Here is a 19,178-nt window from a genome sequence, read left to right as displayed (position 1 = left end):
ACCTGCCAAGAGCAGCACGCCGATGCCTTCTGTGTCCGTGTCGGCCCAGGAGACGGCCTCGGTGGTCGAGGATTACGTCAAGCGCAACAACGCGGCCAACGAGGCCATGAGTGACAAGTTGCTGGCGGGCTACGAGGGAGGCTCCAGTCTGGTCATCGACAAGGCGTCCTATGCCTCCAGCCGGAAGCTGGGCGACGAGGACTACCAGCCGTTCGGCTACGCAAGGCCCACGTTCTATGTTCCGGCCTCCCAGAAGCCATGGTTCCTGACGACCGCCTACTGGAAAGGCAAGAGCAAGACCGCCAAGGAGCCGACCTATCTGCTGTTCGCCCGTGAGGGGCAGGGCTGGCGGCAGATGTACTCTCCCGACGCTTTCGAGGGAAACACCTCCAAGGAATTGCCGCAGATCGTGAGGGATGCCTCAGGAACGGCTACCGAAGTGGGTCAGACCGACACGGCCGGGCTGCTGATGTCGCCTGCCGCGTTCGCCAAGGGCTATGCCGCCCACCTGGTGAGCAAGGGTACCGCGGCGGAGAAGAGCCACTATGCCGCCGACAAGCTCACCACTGGCGCCGCGTCGACCCGGGCCGAGATGAACCAGTATGCCCGGCTCGCCGAGAGTGCCCGGCCGGCCACCTCGTACCCCTCCTACGCCTTGCGCACGACCGACGGTGGCGCGCTCGCCTTCACCACCATCGAGCGGACCAGGCGCTACGACGTGCGCCAGGGGCCGGAGCGCAACTACGTCTTCCAGAAGAACAATGGGCTCCTGCGTGGCAAGTACTACACGTACATGAAGATGACGGAGCTGATCCAGGTGGTCGCGCACATCCCGCCGAAGGGCGCAGAGCTCGGCCAGGTCCAGGTGGTGGGCACGTACAACGGCATCATCTCCGGCAGTGGGCGCTGACACTATGAGCCGTAGCTACAGGCCGTATCTCAGGAGCAGGCTGAGCCAGATCTCGCTGGTGGTGGGGAACACGGGGACGGCGTGCCAGAGCTCGTCCAGGGGCACCGCGGAGGTCACCGCGATGGTGGCCGAGTGGAGGAGATCGACCACGGCCGGGCCGACGAAGGTGGCGCCCAGGAGCACGCGGCGGTCCTCGTCGACGACCAGTTTCGCCCAGCCTGTGTAGCCCTCGGCCTGGAGCCTTGCACCGATCACGGCGCCCATGTCGTACTCCACGACGCGTACAGCGAAGCCGTCGGCGCGGGCCTTGGCCTCGGTGCGTCCGACCGCGCAGACCTGCGGGTCGGTGAAGATGACCTGAGGTGCGCCCCGATCGCCGGCGGTGTCGCGAAGCGCCGGCGCGTCGCCCGGCAGGCCCTTGGCGCGCACCGCGATCACGTCGCCGCAGATACGGGCCTGGTACTTGCCCATATGCGTGAGCAGGTTGCGGCCGTTGACGTCCCCGACTGCGTACAGCCACCCGTCGGTGATCCCGGTCGCCCGCATGCTCGCGTCCACCGTGATCGGCCCGTCGGCCTCCAGGCCGACCGTCTCCAGGCCGAGGTCGTGCACGGTCGGCCTGCGGCCGGTGGCGACGAGGATCTCGTCCGCGTCGATCCGTGAGCCGTCGTCGGTATGGATGGTCACCGTGCCGCCCGGGACCGACCTCTCGACACGAACGGCCCGGCGTCCGAGGCGTACCTCTATGCCCGATTCGGCAAATGATTTGGCCACCAGTTCCCCGGCGATCGGCTCGGTCTGGGTGAGCAGGCGATCTCCGCGTACGAGCATGGTGGTCTCCTGGGCGCCGAGGGCATGCAAGGCCTGGGCCATCTCGCACGCGACAGGCCCGCCGCCGATCACGACGAGCCGCTTGGGCACCTGCTGGACACTCGTCGCCTGCTGGTTCGTCCACGGGCGCGCCTCCCGCAACCCTGGCACGTCAGGGATGCCGGGAGCGCTGCCGGTGGCCACGACGACGGCGTGCCGGGCCCGCAGCGGCCGTGTGCCGCCGTCCGGCATCCTCACCTCGACACGCAACGGCCCGGCCAGGCGGCCACGGCCCCGTACGAACGTCGCGGGGAGATCATGCAGCCAGCTCACGTAGCCGCCGTCGTCGAAGTGGGACACGAACTCGTCGCGGCGGGCCAGCACCGCGGCGGCGTCGATCGGGCCACGCAGCTCGAGGCCCGGCATCCGGCTGACCTCGGCCGCGATCTCCATCGGCCACAGCAGAGCCTTGCTCGGGATGCAGCCGTAGTAATTGCACTCGCCGCCCACCAGGCGCTCCTCGATGACGGCCACCGTCAAACCGCCCCGTACGACGCGTTCGGCCGCCGTCTCCCCGACGGGCCCCGCGCCGATGACGATCACATCGAAAACGTCATTCTCATCCGCCACGAAGGGTCTCCGATCTCGTTCGACTAGAAATTATTGGAGTAGTGGGCTCGCGGAAGCCGGGCAATGTGAATGACAGGCGGTCAGCCGAGCGGGCGCCGCCTTCCGGTTACATCGGCGCGGACTGGCCGAGAGCGACGATGAGGTGGCCCAGGTCGCGGCGGTGGGACTCGGCCTTCCACGCGGCCCAGGTACGCCGGACGAGAGGATGACCGACCAGCGGGGACCAGGTGATGCCGTCGGGGATGGGATGTGGCCAGCCGGGGGGTGCCAAGGCGAACGCGTGGCCTGTGCTGACGGCGGCGAACTTCACCGGGGCGATCAGTTCCTGCCCCTCCGGGGCGGGCGGTCCCAGGTCAAGGCCGTGGCTGCGCAGGATGGCGGTGAGTTCGTCGTACCAGGCAGGGCTGCCCGAGCGTGGAAATCCCACCCAGTCCAGCCCCGCGAGCGCGTCCAGGTGGATGCCGCCGGGGCCGACGACCTTCGCGGCGTGGTCGGTGGAGAGCAGCACTCCGAGTCGTTCCTCGGCGATCTGGACGGCATCCAGGTCCGGGCCGACGGGATGCTCGCGTACCAACCCGACATCGAGCTCGTCGGCGCGCAGCGCGGCCACCTGCGCGGCCGTGGACAGGTGATAGGCCTGCACCCGGGTGTCCGGATAGGCCTCGGCGAGATCGGCGAGCGGCCCGGTGAGCAGGTCGGGCGCCAGCTCGAGCGGGATGCCGATCCGCAGGACGCCCCCGCCGGTCGCGGTGTGCCGGGCGACGGCCGCCAGCGCCTGGTCGTGCCGCGCCAGAACGGCGCGGGCTTCGGCGAGAAGGGTAAGGCCGGCCTCAGTGATCGTCACGCCGGTGGAACTGCGCACGAGCAACTCCACCCCCAGTTCCCGCTCCAGGGCGCTGATCGTCTGGGACAGCGCCGGCTGGCTCAGATGCAGACGACGCGCGGCCGCGGACACACTGCCCTCTTCGGCGACCGCGACGAACGCCTGCATCTCCCGCAATTCCACATATCGATCGAATCACGCCTGGTAGCGCGGGTGCCACTCACCGGCCATAGGTATGGCTTATGCCTGCCTTCTGTAGATCGTCTACCCCGATCACTGCATCCGGCGTCCCTGTCCGGGAGACGCATTCATGGACGTGGCGCGGGACTCCCGCTGGACCGGGACCGCCCTGGTCCCGCGGCCGATCGCAAGGGCGTCGAGGTCGTGGCAGGCGCACGGACCGTGACGCGCACAGCGCGTGTTGTCACTTGGGCGGCGGGTAAGTGCCACGCGGGGGGTGTGCTCGTTGGACGAATTCGACGTGATCGTGATCGGCGCGGGACCTGCGGGGGAGACGGTCGCCGGCAGATGTGCCGACGGTGGGCTGTCGGTGGCGTTGGTGGAGCAGCGGCTGGTGGGGGGCGAGTGCCTGTACTACGGATGCATTCCGAGCAAGGCGCTGATCCGGCCGGGGGACGTGCTCGCGGCCACTCGCCGGGTGCCGGGAGCGGCAGAGGCGCTCACCGGCGTCCTTGATTCGCGGGAGGCGTTCGCGCGCCGTGATCAGCTGGTCGGCGGGTGGGACGACTCGGCGCAGCTGCCCTATTTCGAGGAGAAAGGCGTCACGTTCGTCCGTGGATCGGGGCGCATCGCCGACGAGCGGGTGGTCGATATCTCGACCGCCGATGGCGCGACGCGACGGATGACGGCGCACCGGGCGGTGGTGTTGGCCACGGGCACGAGTGCGGCCATCCCGCCCATCGACGGCCTACGCCGCATCCAGGCGTGGGACAACCAGGACGCGACGGCGGCCAAAGACCTGCCCGAGCGGCTGCTGGTGATCGGCGGCGGGTTCGTCGGCGCCGAGATGGCGCAGGCGTACCGGCGGCTGGGTTGTCCCGAGGTGACGGTGGTGGAGGAAGCCGAGCGGCTGCTGGTGGCGGAGGAACCGTTCGCCGGTGAGCAGGTGCGGGCGGCGTTCGAGGCTGAAGACATCAACGTCGTGACGGGCGTCCGCGTGACCGCCGTCGCGCGGGCCGACGCCGAGGGGCCACTGACCGCGACGCTGGGCGACGGCCGCCAGGTCACTGCCGATGAGATCCTCGTCGCGGTGGGCCGCCGGCCGGAGACCGAGGGCCTCGGTCTGGAGGCCATCGGCCTGACAGCCGGCGGATTCGTCGAGGTCGACGGCTGGATGCGGGCCGCGCGCGTGCCGGGCGGCTGGCTGTACGCAGTCGGCGACTGCAACGGCCGCGCGCTGCTGACCCACATGGGCAAGTACCAGGCCAGGCTCGCCGCCGATGTGATCATGGGTAAGGACGTGCCCGAGGCGACCGATGTGGTGCCGCGCGTGACCTTCACCGATCCCCAGGTCTGCGCGGTCGGACTGACCGAGAAGCAGGCCCGCGAACGCGGCTTGGCGGTGCGGACCGTGACCACCGGAACCGGCGACGTCGATGGGGCCCGGGTGCTGGGTGTGGGGATCACCGGCACGTGCAAGCTCGTCGTCGACGCCGACCGCAAGGTGCTGGCCGGTGCCACCTTCACTGGGCCTGGCGTGCAGGAGCTGCTGCACTCGGCCACCATCGCGATCGTCGGCGAGATGCCGCTCGACACGCTGTGGCAGGCGGTGCCCCCATTTCCCACGGTCAGTGAGGTCTGGCTGCACCTGCTCGAAAAGTACGGACTCTAGGTTCCGCGCTGCTGATCGTGGGCAACGAGGTGAGCGGGACCATCGCCATCTATGAGATCCGCTAGGGCGATCCGCGTCTGCCACCGCCGGCTCACCGAACGAGGCAGCGCCTTAACCGGCTCTTAGCGCGCGATTACCGCTGATCGCGATGTGCTGAGGTCATGCGGATCACGAAGAAGTTCATCATCGTAGGAGCCGGAGTCGTCACGCTGGTCGCGGGCGGGGGAGTGGCCTTAGCCACGTCCGCGACCGCGGCCGAGAGCGTCACTGCGTCTACAGCTACGGCTGCGACGAAGGTCACGAGGAAGCAGGCCATCCGGATCGCGCTCAAGGCGGTGCCGGGCGCCAGGGTCACCAAGGTCGAGTACTACAGCCGGGGCGCGCGGCCGGACGTGTGGGAAGTCAAGCTGATCAAGGGCTCCCAACGGCACGAGCTGTACGTCGCGGTCGCCACCGGCAAGATCATCCACCACGAGGCCAAGCGGGTGGGCCGGGACGACCACGGCGGGCGCGACGACGACCGAGGCGGCGACCGTCACGGCGGCCGGCACGGCGGCGACGACGACTGATCAGGTGGCGCTGGTTCGCCTGCCCGCAGGCGAACCAGCGCCCTCCGTGGGGCCCGCAAGGTAACGTCATCACGGGCACCATTGCCGGGCCCGCCAACGCCGCGACAGCCATCGAGTACGGGCTGTTCGCCGCTCTGGTGCTCTGAGGGGAAGACAGCCTGCCATGGTCGCCCGAGTAGGCTTGCATGCGTTTCCAGCGGGTCACGTACCCCACTGCAGAGCAGGAGTGGTCCCATCGCCGATCCACCGAGCTTAGCGGGGCTGCTGCGTCGCCATCGGCACGCGGCACGCCTGACTCTGGAGCAGCTCGCCGAGGCCTCCGGGGTCAGCGCCCGCACCTTGTCGGACATGGAGCGCGGACGCAGTAAGGGACCCCAGCACCGGACCGTCACCGCCCTCGCGGACGCCCTCGCTCTGGAGGAGGTCGCCCGCAAAGAGCTCATCGAACTGGCGCGGGACGGCCGCCTGCGGGATCGCTGGGCGCGCCCGACCGGGCTGTGTGAGCTTCCCCGATCCGTTGACGACTTCACCGGCCGGGTCGCGGAGCTGGCCTGGACGGAAGATCTGGTTCACGCCGGCGACGCGCCGGGGGCCGCGGGCGTGGGGCTCATCACCGGCTCTGCCGGTCTGGGCAAGACCACGTTCGCGGTTCGCGCCGCCCATGCCCTGCGGCCGGACTTTCCGGACGGGGTGCTCTTCCTCGATCTGTTCGGCATGTCCCCGCAGCCCCTCGCCGTCGAGGAGGCATTGGCTCTGCTGCTTCGTGCGCTCGGTGTCGCGGATCAGCAGATACCTCATGACATTCCTGGGCGCGCTTCCTTGTACCGATCGTCGCTGCGGGACAAGCGCGTTCTGGTCGTGCTCGACAACGCCGCCTCCGAGGAGCAGATCCGTCCGCTGCTGCCGGGTGGCGGCGCAGGCAGGGTTCTGGTGACCAGCCGCCGGTTGCTGGCCGGGCTGGAGGGCGTGCGCAGACTGAGCCTGGGACCCCTGCCTCTGCTGGAAGCCACCGAGCTGCTGACCGGGATTCTGGGCGAACGTTCCGCATCAGACGGAGAACCGGCGCTCACCCGGCTCGCGCAGCTGTGCGGTGGCCTGCCCCTCGCGCTGCGGATCATCGGGAACCGGCTGGTCAGCCGGCCCGAATGGGACGCCGGCGAGCTCGTCGCCAGGATGACGGACGAGGAGCGCCGCCTCAACCAGCTCAGGGCCGGCGATCTCGAGGTCGCCACCGCGTTCGAGATGTCCTACGAGCAGCTTGCCGAATCGCCGCGACGAGTCTTCCGCCGGCTCGCCCTGGTGCCCGGCCGGGACTTCGACGCCGCCCTCGCCGCGGTCGTCGGCGAGATCGCGATCGAGGACGCCTGGGATGCTCTCGACGAGCTCGTCGACCTTGGCCTGCTGCAGGACAGCACGTCGGGCCGCTACCGCTTCCACGACCTGGTCCGGCTGTTCGCCCGCGACCGGCTTCACAAGGAGCAGGCCGAGGCCGATCGGGAGGCGATCACCGAGACGGTGACGTCGTGGCTGCTGCGGATGGCCACCACCGCCGGGCGCTGGTTCGAACCCGCCTACGGCCGTCCCGACCGGCCCGACGCCGACCTCGCCGACCTGTCCTCCCCGGAGGACGCCGACCGCTGGCTGCGCGTGGATTCGGACAACTGGCTGGGCGCACTGCGGTACGCGGCCGGCAGCGGCCGGCACTCTGTCGTTCTCGACTGTGCCGAGTCGATGCGCTGGTTCTCCGACCGGTGGAGGCTCTGGCCGCATTGGCAGGAAGTCTTCACTCTCGGCGCGGATGCCGCCGCCGCCCTTGGTGATCCGGCCCAGCAGGCGGCTCAGCTGAACTATCTGGCCCGGGTTCACCATATGGTGCCGCCCCCCGACCCGGAAGTCATGATGCGGTACGCGGCCGAGGTGTTGGACCGCGCTACCCACAGTGGCGCCACGGCGCAGATCGCCTGGGGCCACATGTACGTCGGACGTGCGCTACTACGGCTCGGACGGCTCGATGAAGCCGTCGCGTCGGTGTCCAGTGCGGCGGAGATGTTCAAGGCCAATGGCGACATCGATGCGTACTGCCAGTGTCTCGGCACGGTCGGCGAGTGTTTTCGCGGCGACGGACGCTTCGCCGAGGCACTGGAGCGATACCTCGAGATGTGCGCTCTGGCGGGCGACGAGGGGTCTGGGATGACACCGAGCATCGCGGCGCTCACCCGGCCGAACGCGCTTGCCGGCGCCGGCTTATGTCTGGGACTGCTCGGCCGCCGGGCCGAAGCGATCGTCAAGTTCACCGAGGCGATCAGCCTCTTTGAGCAGTTCCCGTTGTCCGGTTCGCAGGCCCGCTGCCTGGAGAGCCTCGCGGCCGTGCTGGCCGACGAGGGCAGGACCGGAGAGAGCCGCCAGGCGTACGCGCGCGCGGCCGAGGTGTTCGAGGCGATCGGCGACGCCGAGGCGAGCAGCCGCTGCCACGACCTGGCGAGCGCCGCGCCCTGACGTACAGGCTCGCGCGGAACTTCTGCGTGCTGTTCTGCATGGTCTGGCCTCTTGCGCGCTACTTGGATTGAACGCACGGGGACAGGCGTCGGGCCTGTCCATCCAGGTCAGGAGCGACCATGACGACCATCAGGAACATCGTGCTCGTGCACGGTGGGTTCGTGGACGGATCCGGCTGGCAGGGCGTCTACGACGAGCTCGCCAGGGACGGTTTCCGCGTCCGGATCGTGCAGAACCCGACGCTGTCGCTGGAGGGTGACGTCGCCGCGACCCGCCAGGTCCTGGACAGCCTCGACGGCCCGGCCGTCCTGGTCGGCCACTCCTACGGCGGCGTCGTCGTCAGCGAGGCCGGTACGCACCCCAACGTGGCGGTGCTGGCGTACATCGCCGCGTTCGCCGCCGACAAGGGCGAGTCGGTCAGCACGCTCATCGCCGACCCGCCGCCCGGGGCGCCGGTGCCGCCCATCCTGCCCCCGCGCGACGGCTTCCTCCATCTCGACCGCGACAAGTTCCACGGCGCGTTCGCCGCCGATCTGCCCGCCCAGTTGGCCGCGTTCATGGCCGACGCGCAGGTCCCCTGGGGCGTGGACGCCCTCGGCGGGGCGGTCACCGAACCGGCCTGGCGGCACAAGCGAAGCTGGTATCTGGTGGCCACCGAGGACCGCATGATCCCGCCGCCGGCCCAGCGGATGATGGCCGAACGCGCCGGAGCCAAGGTCGTCGAGGTCATCGGCAGCCACGCCGTCTACGTCTCGCAGCCGGCCGCGGTCGCCGACCTCATCCGCCAGGCCGCCGCCTGACGACAGGCCGCCGCCTGACGACAGGCCGCCGCCTGACGCCAGGGCGCCGGCAGATCACGCCGCCTCGGGGCCGCTCGGCCTCCGGGGCGGCGCCGCGCTGAACCGTGCTCGAGCGCCGCTCCCGAACCCACGCAAATTTCATTGGAGACAGCTATGAACCGTCCCACCGCACTGCCGCGCCGCGCCGCGTTCGCCGCCGCTGCCGGCAGCCTGGCCGCCGCGCTGCTTCCGGTCCCGGCCGCGTCCGCGGCCCCCGCGCACGATGACGCGTCTTCCACGGTCAAGCCCACGATCGTCTTGGTGCACGGCGGATTCGCCGACGCCTCCAACTGGAACGGCGTGATCAGCCGGTTGCAGGAGAAGGGGTATCCGGTCATGGCGCCGGCCAACCCGCTGCGCGGCCTGCCCATCGACGCGCCGTACATCGCCAGCTTCCTGAAGTCGATCGAGGGGCCGATCGTGCTGGTAGGCCACTCCTACGGCGGAGCCGTGATCACGAACGCCGCCGTCGGCATCCCCAACGTCAAGGCGCTGGTCTACGTCGCCGCGTTCGTGCCCGACGAGGGCGAACAACTCGGCGTCCTGATCAACAAGTACCCCGGCACCCAGATCCCCGACGCCGTCCAGGAAGTGCCCTACCCCAACCCGGACGGCACCACCGGCACCGACCTGTACCTGCGGGCCGACAAGTTCCGCAGCGCCTTCGCCGCCGACCTGCCCGTGTCCACCACTCGCCTCATGCAGGCCGGACAGCGGCCGTTCAGCGCCTCCTCCTTCACCGACAAGACCACTGGCGCCGCCTGGCGCACCATCCCCTCGTGGGGCCTGGTGGCCACCCAGGACAAGGCCATTCCACCCCAGCTCGAGCGCTTCATGTACAAGCGCGCCGGCTCCCACACCACCGAGGTGGCCGCCTCGCACGTGCCGATGATCAGCCAGCCGGGCCTGGTGACCCGCCTCATCCAGGACGCCGCTCGTGCGGCCGGCTGAACCGGCCGGGCCCGGGGCCGAGCAGGCGTGCTCGCTGCACGTCGGCTCCATGGTCGGCAAGCTGGTCGAATGACCTTCTGGCAACGCTGAAGGCGGGAACCGAATCCGGTTCCCGCCCTTCTTCGCTTTCAGCGTGCGGTCGTGAACAGGAACGCGCAGTCCTGCACGGCCTCCACGCGGTGGCGGCGTTCGGGCATGACCAGCAGGTCACCGGGCATTCCGTCCCACGAGTCAGGCCCGGCGACAAGCCGCACCTGCCCGTGCAGCACGTGCACCGTGACCTCGCCGGGATGCTCGTGTTCGTGCATGTGCTCGCCCTGCCGCAACGCCATCACGGTCTGCCGCAACGAACGATCGTGTCCACCGTGGACAGTGGTGGCGCTGCGGCCACTGTCCGCCTCACGGGCGAGCGTGAGCTGATCAAGGACGAGCGCGGTCAGCGAAACCTTGGTCATGACCGCGGCGCGCGACGGTCCCGCCGGGCTTCCAGCTCCTCCGGGCTGACCGGGATCAACATCGGCTGCCCGGGCGCGCAGAACATCGTCACCACGAACGCCGACTCCTCGTCGGCGAGGTGGTTGCCGTCCTGGTAGTGGATCACGTCCCCGCCGGGCTCCCAGAACGCCTCGCCGGCCCGGACGACCCGCACGGGTTCGCCTTCGAGCTCGAAGTTGATCGCCCCTTTGACCACGAACCCGTACGCGGGCCCGGAGTGCCGGTGAGGTGGCGCGCCAGGGCTGTTGGGCGGCAACGTGACCAGGATCGTCATCGCCTCGGCCCCCTCCGGCGCAGGCGGGGCTCCAGGCACGGTGGCGATCACGTCGATCTTCGGCGGCGGCCCGCTCTTGTCAGGGTTCTCGAGGTGGTGAGCGTGAGCGTGATCGGTGCTCATCAGGATTCCTTCCGGGAAGTGGCCGGCTCGATCCGGCCGTTCACCAGCTCAGACAAGACAGCGCCCCGATGTGTGACAACGCTCTGAACAGTGCGCCGGCCGGAAACCGCCGCCGGGCCCGCCTGCTCGGGCGGGCTCGGCGCAGCCGTCTGGTCCGCGGTCCTGGCGCGAGTGGTCAGTGGTGGTCGGCGTAGTGCCGTGCGAGCAGGTCCCCGCCCCAGTCGTCACGGAGGTCGCGCCATACGGAGTGGATGTGGTTGGCGTCGTCCTGGGTGTTGTCGTACTCCAGCAGGAGCGTGGGCCCGGCGACGCAGTAGTAGTGGCCCTGTCCTCTCTGGTCGGATCCCGTCCACGCGAACGTCACCTTGTCGAGGCCCGCGTCGATCGCGTCCCGCCAGCAGGTCTCGCCGTACCAGCCTGGAGCGCGGTCGAAGTAGCGGCGGATGAGCCGTTCGAGCAGGGCCTTCGAAGGCGTCGACATGTCCGCGTAGGACAGTCCACGGGGGATGCGGCCGAGGTCGGCCACGGGGTCGTTGCGGGTGAGGACGTCGTCGGGGGCCACCTCGCCGGTGATCGCGATCGATCGCTGGTGCGGCGCGAGTTCGGCGAGCAGGGCTCGGCCCATTTCCTCCTCGTCGACGAGCAGCCGCAGACCTCGCTGCGGTCCGGACAGGACCATGGCCGGCTCGGCGCCCAGGAAGCTCGGTGTGACGGCGATCGAGTCGCCCACGACTGTGATGTGCACCGCGAGGTGGTGGCCGTTGACCCGCCACGCCCATGGGGCCGCTCCTGCCGGATCGCCGAACACCCGGAACCAGTAGCGGTCGCCGTCGATCTCGTCGACGCCGGTGACCAGGCGGCGCCGGACGCGCTCGAGCTCGATGACGCCTCTTGCCGTGTGCGCGCCGGCCACGCCGCAGCCGGTGTCGAGAAGGGCGAGGGCCAGTTCCTGCTGGCCGGAGGTCATCGCGACCAGAGGCAGCCCTGGACGAGGGCCGGGGAGATAGGACCACTCGGTGCGCTCGGGTGAGCCGAACGCCGCCGTCGCCGCGGCCCTCCGCTCGGTGTCGAGCGAGCCGAGGAATCGCAGCACCGCCTGCCGCATCACCTGGATGTCATGGGCACTCATAAAAGGTTCCTTGAAGGGGGGGAGGGGGTGCCGTCGAGGTCGGAACACCGTCTCTGACTGTCACAAACCGCAACATACTTCAAATTGAATGACATCACGGCGTGCCCCTTGCGGCAGCCCAGTACAGCCGCCGGTAGGGAGGCGAGTGGGCTCATGCGGCCCGGGCGGCAACCGGGCCTCCTGGCAGAAACAGTCATCGGTCTGCCTTCGCGTCCTGTCGCTCCCATTCGACGAACGGGGCGAGCAGCCGGGGCACCGCGGCCTCGGCCAGGGCGAGTCCCTGGTCCACGGACACGTCGCGGACCTTGTAGAGGCCGTCTCCCGCGGACGTGGTGGCTCCGAGGGTGAGCAGGCCGGCACGGCGCTGGAACGGCGACCGGGTGATGGTCCAGCCGATGATCCCGTCCCGCCGGAGAACGACGGTGCGCCGGGCGAACGCCCCGTACGCGGTGGCGAGATAGCGGCCGCGCATCCCGTGACCGAGACCGCGGTAGGCGTCGTAAGCGAGGGCCGTCAGGGCCGGTATCAGTACCAGGCCGGTGATCCAGCCGGTGGTGACGAGCGCGGGGCTGAGCCACAGTCCGAGACCGACGGGGATGGCGGCGATCAGGATCGCGGCCATCACTGCTTGGTTGATCCTCCTTCGCAGGGCGGCGCGGGGGTGCGGCGTCAGGTCCTGCCTGCCGAGCAGTTCCCGCTCCGGCGGCGTGGCGGCCGGCAGCACTTCGGCGGCGACCCGCAGCGCCTCGGCGTGGGGGACCGGCGGGGTCAGGGCGCGACGCCTGCGGTTCTCCTCGCGATCGCCCAGGCCGCTGGTGACGGCATTGAGCTTGGCGCCCTTGGCCCAGCGCAGCGGGATGGGCTCGACCAGTTCGACGCCGCGCATCCGGCGTTCCTCCATGCTCACGGAGCGGGTGGCCAGCAGGCCGCGGCTTATCCGCAGGACCCCGCCTTCGCCGCGCCGTAGTTCATACCCGCTCCAGCTTTCGATGAAGGTGACGGTCGAGCAGGCCACGCCGAGGGCGACGAGGGCGAGTACGGCCAGCAGGACGCCGTACCAGAGCGGGACGGAGCCGAAGCGGTGGACGAGGTCCTTGACGATGCCGAGTTCGAGCGGGTCGATCTTCATCTCGTGCAGAGCGCGGTAGACGCCGCCTGCCGCGGCCAGCACGCTGCCGACGCCCCAGACGGTGAGCGGGGCATACCGCAACCAGGATCGGTCCAGCTCGCTGATGAGGCCGTCGTTGTCCGCGATGCTGCCGGCGTGACCCGTCGCGCGCCGTTCGATGATCAGGCGGCGCAGCTCGTGGGCGTCCGCCTCGGTGAGGCCGTCCAGTCTGAGCCCTCGACCGGCGGAGCCCCCCTGCCCGCCGGTGTCGATCCTCAGCGTGGTCAGGCCGAAGAGGCGATGCACCGGGTTGGCGGTCAGGTCGACGCTGCGTATGCGGGCGATCGGGACCGAGTGCCGGCTGCGGAAGAGCAGGCCCGAGCTGAGCTCGAACCGGTCGCCGGCGAGGTGGTAGCGGGTGGTCGTGAACCGCGCCAACCCGATGCCGCCGACGACCAGGCAGGTGAGGAACAGCGAGCCGAGCGTGACGAGGACCTGGAGGTTCGTCTGCCCGCCGGTGATGAGCAGGCTGACCAGGAACATGGCCAGCGGGGTGAGGAGGATGCTCAGGTTGACCAGGATGAGCCGGCCGCTCAGCCGTCCCCCGTGGTCGCGGGGCGTGGTGCGCGCCGTCCGCCGAAGAGTGCTCCCGGATGTCATGTGGCATCCCCCGGTACGGCCTGCGTGCTGCGCGTCAGGTACGCGACGAGCTCGTCACCGACCTTCTGGTCGAGCCCTTTGATGCGGACGGCGGAGGAGGAGGCGGTGGTCACACTGACGCCGGAGAGCCCGAACAACTGCTGCAGCGGACCGCGCAGCGTGTCGACGGTCTGGACGCGGGACAGCGGAACGACTCGCCACTGCTGCCAGAGCCAGCCGGAGGCCGCGTAGACGGCCTCGTCGGTGACCTCCCAGCGGTGCACCCGGTAGCGCCAGGACGGCATGACGGCCATGTAGAGCAGCCCGGGCACGAGGGAGATCAGGGTGAACCACATGAAGAGCTCACGTGTCGGGGGGATGCCGGCCCACAGGATCGCGAAGGCGAGCGGCAGGGGGAGCGCGAACACCGCGGACTGCGCGCTCCACCAGCCGATCGCTCGGCCGGCGACGCGATTGCGGGGCGGGCGAAGCCTCATGTTGCTCGTACCTTTCATCGGGGTGATGTCAGCGGCTGCCGAAGCGGGCCACGGAGGCATTGGCGTGTTCCTCGACGTCCGCCGTGCCGCGGGCCTTGAGCTTGCGCATCTTGGTCATGAGTACGGCGGTACGCGTCAGAACCATCGTCAGCGACATGAAGACGAAGGCGTTGGCGTAGGTGTCCGCTCCGCTGATCTGGTAGTCGATGGAGAAGCGGACCAGGCCCTCGGCGAACCAGTGCTCGGCTCCGTACGCGAAGACGACGCGTCCGGCGGACAGCACGATCCACACCAGCGCGTAGCCGATCCCGCCGACGGTGTAGAGCTCACCCGACTCACGCCGATACGCAGGCAGCAACGCACCGGCGATCAGCCCGCAGATCAGCCCCGTACCGATCCCCACGAGTTGCAATGACAGGTCGTTTCCCTGTGTCGGAAGGGAATGGACGAATATGGCGATGATGACGGCTACAGCGATGACCGACCGCAGCATGCGCATCGTGGTGATGCGGCGCTGTCCCAGGTCGGTGGCCAGGATGATGAGCAGAATGGTTCCGCTCGCGATGAGGGCAGCAAGGAACTGACTCATTTTGAAGGATTCTCCGTATCGCCAGGTGGATTTCTGTGCCGCTTTCGCGCTTCGCACGTTTCTCTTGCGCTTTCAACGCTAGGGACGCGGCGCCCGCGGCGAGACGACCGAACGGTGGGTCCTGGTTGTCAACCGGTCGGTGGACACGGTGTGCGGCCGTGGTAGGACTGTTGCCGTGCGTGTGCGACCTCAGGCAGACGAGCGGCGGCAGACCGGCGAGCAGCATGGCGCGGAGCCGCGCACCGGCTGGTTCGGCCTGTGGGACGGCTTCTTCGCCGTCTCCTACCTGGTCACCTCGGCGCTGTTGTTCGTCTCGGACGACTCCCAGGCCCAGCACTCCATCGCGATCGGCACGTTGACGCTGATCGTGCCGTGGTACGCCGGGCTCGGCCGCCGCCTGATGATCAATCACACGTCCGGGCCGAGAAACCTGGTCTTCGCGATCGGGCTGGTGCTGCTGTTCTGCGTCACCACGATGTTCGGCCCCATCGGCTCCTTCGCGCTGTTCGCCGTGGCACCCATGCTGATCATGAGCCTGCCGATGACGCAGGCCGTCGGCTTGCTCGTGGTGGCCAACCTGTTCCCCCTGGCGGTTCTCTGGGAATCGGGGACGAGCCTCTGGGGCTCGCTGCCCATCTCGCTGTTGAGTGTCGCGCTGTCGGTTCTGCTCGGACTGTGGATCAAGCGGGTGACACGACAGAGCAAGGAGCGCGCCGAGCTCATCGAGGAACTGCGGCGCAGCCGGGAGCGAGTGGCCAGGCTCTCGCACGAGGCGGGCATCTCCGCCGAACGGGAACGGCTGGCCCGGGAGATCCACGACACTCTCGCCCAGGGCCTGACCAGCATCATCAGCCTGGTCCAGGCGGCGGAGTCGAATGTGCGTGACGCGCCGGACAAGGCAAGCAGGCATCTGTCGCGAGCCGGGCAAGTGGCCAGGGAGTCCCTCGCCGAGGCGCGTGGCTTCGTCGCCGCCCTGACGCCGCCCACCCTGCGCGGGGGCTCTCTGGTGCAGGCCGTACGCAGGCAGGCCGACGGACTGGTCGCCGAGACCGGCCTGGACGTGCGCACCTCGGTTCGGGGCGAGGAGGAGACCCTGCCGATGGCCGTCAACGTCGTCCTGCTGCGCTCGGTGCAGGAGGCGATCGCCAACGTGCGCAAGCACGCCAAGCAGGCCCGTACGGTGGACGTGGTGATGACCTTCGAAAGGGACTCCGCCCGCCTGCTGATCCGTGACGACGGCGAGGGGTTCACGCCGGACGGCCTGCAGGAAGGATACGGGCTGCACGGCATGCAGGCCCGGGTAGCGGAGATCGACGGGACAGTGACCATCAGCAGTCGCCCAGGCGAAGGCACCGCCATCGAAGTGAACGTTCCCGTGCCGGCCGCGAGCGTCGCAGGCAAGGAGTCGGCCAGTGGCTGAAGAAAGGCCGATCAGGGTCCTGCTGGCCGACGATCATCCGGTGGTCCGGGAGGGCCTCATCGCCATGCTGGAGTCCGCCGACGGCATCACCGTCGTCGGCGAGGCCGGCTCCGGCGAGGAGGCGGTCGTCCAGGCAGGGGCGCTCCGGCCGGACATCATCCTGCTGGACCTGCGCATGGGCGGCATGGACGGAGTCTCGGCCACCCAGCACATCCTGCGTCGACTGCCGGACAGCAAGGTCGTCATCGTGACCACGTACGAGGACGACACCGACATCTTGCGCGCGGTGGAGGCCGGCGCGGCCGGCTATCTGCTGAAAGGCAGTTCGCGGCACGAACTGATCGGCGCGGTCCGGAGCGCCGCCCGCGGCGAGACCGTGCTCACCCCCTCCCTCGCCGGCAAGCTCTTCCGCGCCCGCGGGCCTGAACAGTCGGCTCTCTCCGAGCGTGAGTGCGAGGTGCTGCGCCTGGTCAGCCAGGGCCTGACCAACGCCGAAATCGGCACCGAACTGTTCATCAGCGAGGCCACCGTCAAGACGTATCTGCTCCGCTCCTTCAAGAAGCTCGGCGTCTCGGATCGTACGGCCGCGGTGATGACGGCGTTCGAACGCGGTCTGCTGTCCTGAGCCATCACTTGCCGAAGACAGGCACCGTCTCACCATCGCCTGTCCCGGCGACCGGGCCGACGTCGAGGTGCGTAACGCGCCGCCCCGGCGGCGCGTCGATCCCACACTGACCAGCGCCGGCTCGCGGTGGGAGCGGTCGATCGCGCACGCGGTATCGACCGAACGTACAGTGACGCCGACCCGATCATGCCCGTTCGGCCGATAACAGCACGAGGCCACAACGGCAGGGTGAGCTCATGCGACCTGACTGCTCACCCTCAGCGCCCGAATCGCAGAGCCCGGCCCGCATCACCGCGCTCGACGTGCTGCGCGGATTCGCCCTGTGCGGGATCTTGCTGGCCAACATCCAGGCGATCGCCGGCGGCGGCGACGTCGTCACCGGGCGGGCGTGGCTGGACCTGCTCGTCCACCAACGCTTCTTCCCGATCTTCTCCTTACTCTTCGGCATCGGCTTCTCACTGCTCCTGGAGTCCGCCGCCCGGCGCGGAGCGCGCCCGCGATTGCTGCTGCTGCGCCGGCTGCTGGCCCTGCTCGCGATCGGCCTTGCGCATTTCGTGCTGCTGTGGCGAGGCGAGATCCTGACCTTCTACGCCCTGGCCGGCCTGATCGTGCTGCTGCCCTCCACCTGGCTGCCCCGGTGGGCCGTGGCCGCACTCGCCGCCGTACTCGTTGCGACCGCGCTGCTCGTCGGCGGCTTCTACACGGAGGTGCCCGCGCTGTTCCTGCTGGGTTCGGCACTGGTCCGGTACGGCGTGATCGCCCGGATCGAAGACTCCGCCCGCGTCCCCGCCGTACTGGCCCTGCTATTCGCAGCGGGCGCGGTGCCCGCGCTCTGGGTACAGGTAGGCGGGGCGAACGACCACGCCGTCCGCTTCGCCTCCGTCGTGGGAGGTCTGCTGCTCGCCGGCATATACGTGTGCCTCATCCTGGTCCTGCTCAGAACGCCGCTCCGCCCGCTGCTGCACAAGGTCTTCACACCACTGGGCCGAATGGCGTTGACCAACTACCTGACCGCCACGCTCCTCGTCCTGGCGGCCGCTCGCCTGATCGGCGGCCGGCCGCACGAATGGGCCTCCACGACAGTGCTCCTGATCGCCGCCGTCATCCTCATCGCCCAGTGGTCGTTCTCCGCCCTCTGGCTGAGCCGCTTCCACCAGGGTCCGGTCGAATGGCTCTGGCGCTGGGCCACCTGGGCTCAGCGCCCGCCCCTGAGCCGCTCAGACCCGTAGGGGCAGCCATCTACGCGGACGCCGTTGCCGGGACCACGAAACGATTCATTCGGCAGGGCAGGTGGTGCCCGGCTTGGGCAGTGTCAGATCGGTCAGATATGTGGTGGCGTGTGCGATCGGGCACTTCTTCCCCAGCAGGTACAGGGCGTGGCCAGGAGCGTCGTAGGCGACCGTCACCGATCCCGGGATCATCTTGGTGAAGCTGTCGGTCCAGGTGTAGTCGCCCCATGTGCTGCCGACCCCCAGGAACGGCGGCAGGCCGCGGGTCGGCAGCGGACGGGACGGGTTGGTGACCTGCAGCGGCCACCCGGCGCATCCCAGCGCGTCCATCGCGGCTCCTCCTCCGAGGTTCGGCGAGATCTTCCGCCCCTGACGACGGTACTTCTGCAACTGGTCGTAGCCGGTGTATCCCCGCTCGTCCGCACATTTGAACGGGCAGCGGATGCGTATCGTGATCGCCGAGGACGCCGTGATGCTCCGGGAGGGTCTGTGCATGCTGCTCGCCTCCCGCGGCCGGGAGGTGGTGGCCGCCGTGGGTGATGGCGACGCGCTCCTGGCGGCCGTGGCGGAACACAGTCCCGACATCGCCGTGGTTGACGTGCGCATGCCGCCTTCTCACACCGACGAGGGTCTTCAGGCCGCGATCCAGATCCGCCGTGATCATCCGGGTCTGGGCGTGCTGGTGTTCTCTCAGTACATCGAGACGCGTTACGCCGCCCAACTGCTCGCCGGTGGCGCCCAGGGGGTGGGATACCTGCTGAAGGAGCGCGTGGCCGACGTCAAGGACTTCCTGGCCGCGCTCGACCGGATCGCGGCAGGGGAGACCGTCCTGGACCCGGAGGTCGTCACCCAGATCATGGGCGCCAGCAGGCGCGCGGTGGCCCTGAGCACCCTCACCCTCAGGGAACGCGAGGTGCTGGCCATGATGGCGGAAGGGCGTTCCAACAACGCCATCGCCAGTGCGCTGTTCCTGTCGTACGGCTCGGTGGAGAAACACGTGACGCAGATCTTCGCCAAGCTCGGCCTGTCTCCATCGGAGCACGACCACCGCCGGGTACTCGCCGTCCTCCGTTATCTGCAGGCCTGACCGCCAGTGCCCTCGACGAGGGCGTATCCGGCGGACGCTGGGGCAAGCAGAGCGCGGGTGCTCGCCGACGCCTCTGCCCGAGC

19 protein-coding genes are annotated in these 19,178 nt (G+C 69.4%); 10 read left to right on the top strand and 9 right to left on the bottom strand.

Translation table 11 applies throughout. The features are described from left to right. Positions 1–22: 22 nt before the first annotated feature. Positions 23–910, top strand: a complete 888-nt coding sequence (locus tag ACQPWU_RS46615; protein WP_433432453.1) for a hypothetical protein — start codon at positions 23–25, stop codon at positions 908–910. Positions 911–925: 15 nt separating this feature from the next. Here ACQPWU_RS46615 and ACQPWU_RS46610 read toward each other — a convergent pair whose 3' ends face one another. Both ACQPWU_RS46610 and ACQPWU_RS46605 read right to left on the bottom strand, forming a co-directional pair. After that, the gene (locus ACQPWU_RS46610; protein WP_433432451.1) at positions 926–2,350 is read right to left on the bottom strand and encodes a dihydrolipoyl dehydrogenase family protein; all 1,425 of its coding nucleotides are present in this window, start codon (positions 2,348–2,350) and stop codon (positions 926–928) included. A gap of 106 nt (positions 2,351–2,456) precedes the next feature. Next, the gene (locus ACQPWU_RS46605; RefSeq protein WP_433432449.1) at positions 2,457–3,356 is read right to left on the bottom strand and encodes a LysR family transcriptional regulator; all 900 of its coding nucleotides are present in this window, start codon (positions 3,354–3,356) and stop codon (positions 2,457–2,459) included. Between the two features lie 274 nt (positions 3,357–3,630). Here ACQPWU_RS46605 and ACQPWU_RS46600 point away from each other — a divergent pair, with 274 nt between their 5' ends. The 5 genes from ACQPWU_RS46600 (at position 3,631) to ACQPWU_RS46580 (ending at position 9,880) form a co-directional block, all read left to right on the top strand. Then, complete coding sequence (locus ACQPWU_RS46600) at positions 3,631–5,025, top strand: dihydrolipoyl dehydrogenase family protein (protein WP_433432446.1); 1,395 nt, start codon at positions 3,631–3,633, stop codon at positions 5,023–5,025. Between the two features lie 161 nt (positions 5,026–5,186). Then, positions 5,187–5,594, top strand: a complete 408-nt coding sequence (locus tag ACQPWU_RS46595) for a PepSY domain-containing protein (RefSeq protein ID WP_433432444.1) — start codon at positions 5,187–5,189, stop codon at positions 5,592–5,594. 81 nt (positions 5,595–5,675) lie between these two features. Continuing rightward, entirely contained in the window at positions 5,676–8,090 is a 2,415-nt protein-coding gene (locus tag ACQPWU_RS46590) for an ATP-binding protein (protein WP_433432441.1), read from the top strand. Between the two features lie 119 nt (positions 8,091–8,209). After that, a complete protein-coding gene (locus tag ACQPWU_RS46585; protein ID WP_433432438.1) occupies positions 8,210–8,890 on the top strand; it encodes an alpha/beta fold hydrolase in 681 nt (226 codons plus the stop codon). 153 nt (positions 8,891–9,043) lie between these two features. After that, entirely contained in the window at positions 9,044–9,880 is an 837-nt protein-coding gene (locus ACQPWU_RS46580; protein ID WP_433432435.1) for an alpha/beta hydrolase, read from the top strand. A gap of 128 nt (positions 9,881–10,008) precedes the next feature. Here the strand turns inward: ACQPWU_RS46580 and ACQPWU_RS46575 are convergent, their stop codons facing one another. The 6 genes from ACQPWU_RS46575 to ACQPWU_RS46550 all read right to left on the bottom strand — a co-directional run bounded on the left by ACQPWU_RS46575 (position 10,009) and on the right by ACQPWU_RS46550 (position 14,734). Further along, positions 10,009–10,335 (bottom strand): LuxR family transcriptional regulator, encoded by a 327-nt coding sequence (locus tag ACQPWU_RS46575; RefSeq protein ID WP_433432432.1) that lies wholly within the window; start codon positions 10,333–10,335, stop codon positions 10,009–10,011. Further along, complete coding sequence (locus tag ACQPWU_RS46570; RefSeq protein WP_433432430.1) at positions 10,332–10,772, bottom strand: cupin domain-containing protein; 441 nt, start codon at positions 10,770–10,772, stop codon at positions 10,332–10,334. Before ACQPWU_RS46570 ends, ACQPWU_RS46575 begins: the two co-directional genes overlap by 4 nt. Positions 10,773–10,947: 175 nt before the next feature. Then, on the bottom strand, positions 10,948–11,901 hold the full coding sequence (locus tag ACQPWU_RS46565; RefSeq protein ID WP_433432428.1) for a DUF3500 domain-containing protein: 954 nt from the start codon (positions 11,899–11,901) through the stop codon (positions 10,948–10,950). A 193-nt stretch (positions 11,902–12,094) separates the two neighbouring features. Continuing rightward, on the bottom strand, positions 12,095–13,669 hold the full coding sequence (locus ACQPWU_RS46560) for a PH domain-containing protein (RefSeq protein ID WP_433432427.1): 1,575 nt from the start codon (positions 13,667–13,669) through the stop codon (positions 12,095–12,097). Next, positions 13,666–14,145, bottom strand: a complete 480-nt coding sequence (locus tag ACQPWU_RS46555) for a PH domain-containing protein (RefSeq protein ID WP_433432424.1) — start codon at positions 14,143–14,145, stop codon at positions 13,666–13,668. The genes ACQPWU_RS46560 and ACQPWU_RS46555 overlap by 4 nt, the downstream gene beginning before the upstream one ends. Positions 14,146–14,173: 28 nt before the next feature. Beyond that, positions 14,174–14,734, bottom strand: a complete 561-nt coding sequence (locus tag ACQPWU_RS46550; RefSeq protein WP_433432422.1) for a hypothetical protein — start codon at positions 14,732–14,734, stop codon at positions 14,174–14,176. A 175-nt stretch (positions 14,735–14,909) separates the two neighbouring features. On the opposite strand from ACQPWU_RS46550, the gene ACQPWU_RS46545 reads away from it, so the two are divergent. The 3 genes from ACQPWU_RS46545 to ACQPWU_RS46535 all read left to right on the top strand — a co-directional run bounded on the left by ACQPWU_RS46545 (position 14,910) and on the right by ACQPWU_RS46535 (position 18,008). Continuing rightward, entirely contained in the window at positions 14,910–16,154 is a 1,245-nt protein-coding gene (locus ACQPWU_RS46545; RefSeq protein ID WP_433432419.1) for a sensor histidine kinase, read from the top strand. Next, positions 16,147–16,779: a response regulator gene (locus ACQPWU_RS46540; protein ID WP_433432416.1), complete on the top strand. Its 633-nt coding sequence runs from the start codon at positions 16,147–16,149 to the stop codon at positions 16,777–16,779. The genes ACQPWU_RS46545 and ACQPWU_RS46540 overlap by 8 nt, the downstream gene beginning before the upstream one ends. 236 nt (positions 16,780–17,015) lie before the next feature. Continuing rightward, on the top strand, positions 17,016–18,008 hold the full coding sequence (locus tag ACQPWU_RS46535) for a DUF418 domain-containing protein (RefSeq protein ID WP_433432413.1): 993 nt from the start codon (positions 17,016–17,018) through the stop codon (positions 18,006–18,008). A 45-nt stretch (positions 18,009–18,053) separates the two neighbouring features. On the opposite strand, the gene ACQPWU_RS46530 is transcribed toward ACQPWU_RS46535, so the two are convergent. Next, positions 18,054–18,338 (bottom strand): alpha/beta hydrolase, encoded by a 285-nt coding sequence (locus ACQPWU_RS46530; protein ID WP_433432410.1) that lies wholly within the window; start codon positions 18,336–18,338, stop codon positions 18,054–18,056. Positions 18,339–18,450: 112 nt separating this feature from the next. Here ACQPWU_RS46530 and ACQPWU_RS46525 point away from each other — a divergent pair, with 112 nt between their 5' ends. Next, on the top strand, positions 18,451–19,095 hold the full coding sequence (locus ACQPWU_RS46525; RefSeq protein ID WP_433432408.1) for a response regulator: 645 nt from the start codon (positions 18,451–18,453) through the stop codon (positions 19,093–19,095). Positions 19,096–19,178: the final 83 nt, after the last annotated feature.

It is taken from the genome of Nonomuraea sp. CA-141351 (assembly GCF_050944675.1).
Taxonomy (GTDB): Bacteria; Actinomycetota; Actinomycetes; order Streptosporangiales; family Streptosporangiaceae; genus Nonomuraea.
Note: the sequence above shows the minus strand (reverse complement) of the source record. Positions and strands in the feature narration are given on the sequence as shown.

Bases quoted from the DNA above. Each gene is read 5' to 3' on its own strand.
- ACQPWU_RS46615 (WP_433432453.1), top strand. From the start codon at position 23: ATGCCTTCTGTGTCCGTGTCGGCCCAGGAGACGGCCTCGGTGGTCGAG.
- ACQPWU_RS46595 (WP_433432444.1), top strand. From the start codon at position 5,187: ATGCGGATCACGAAGAAGTTCATCATCGTAGGAGCCGGAGTCGTCACG.
- ACQPWU_RS46585 (WP_433432438.1), top strand. From the start codon at position 8,210: ATGACGACCATCAGGAACATCGTGCTCGTGCACGGTGGGTTCGTGGAC.
- ACQPWU_RS46580 (WP_433432435.1), top strand. From the start codon at position 9,044: ATGAACCGTCCCACCGCACTGCCGCGCCGCGCCGCGTTCGCCGCCGCT.
- ACQPWU_RS46575 (WP_433432432.1), bottom strand. From the start codon at position 10,335: ATGACCAAGGTTTCGCTGACCGCGCTCGTCCTTGATCAGCTCACGCTC.
- ACQPWU_RS46570 (WP_433432430.1), bottom strand. From the start codon at position 10,772: ATGAGCACCGATCACGCTCACGCTCACCACCTCGAGAACCCTGACAAG.
- ACQPWU_RS46565 (WP_433432428.1), bottom strand. From the start codon at position 11,901: ATGAGTGCCCATGACATCCAGGTGATGCGGCAGGCGGTGCTGCGATTC.
- ACQPWU_RS46560 (WP_433432427.1), bottom strand. From the start codon at position 13,669: ATGACATCCGGGAGCACTCTTCGGCGGACGGCGCGCACCACGCCCCGC.
- ACQPWU_RS46555 (WP_433432424.1), bottom strand. From the start codon at position 14,145: ATGAGGCTTCGCCCGCCCCGCAATCGCGTCGCCGGCCGAGCGATCGGC.
- ACQPWU_RS46550 (WP_433432422.1), bottom strand. From the start codon at position 14,734: ATGAGTCAGTTCCTTGCTGCCCTCATCGCGAGCGGAACCATTCTGCTC.
- ACQPWU_RS46535 (WP_433432413.1), top strand. From the start codon at position 17,016: ATGCGACCTGACTGCTCACCCTCAGCGCCCGAATCGCAGAGCCCGGCC.
- ACQPWU_RS46530 (WP_433432410.1), bottom strand. From the start codon at position 18,338: ATGGACGCGCTGGGATGCGCCGGGTGGCCGCTGCAGGTCACCAACCCG.
- ACQPWU_RS46525 (WP_433432408.1), top strand. From the start codon at position 18,451: ATGCGTATCGTGATCGCCGAGGACGCCGTGATGCTCCGGGAGGGTCTG.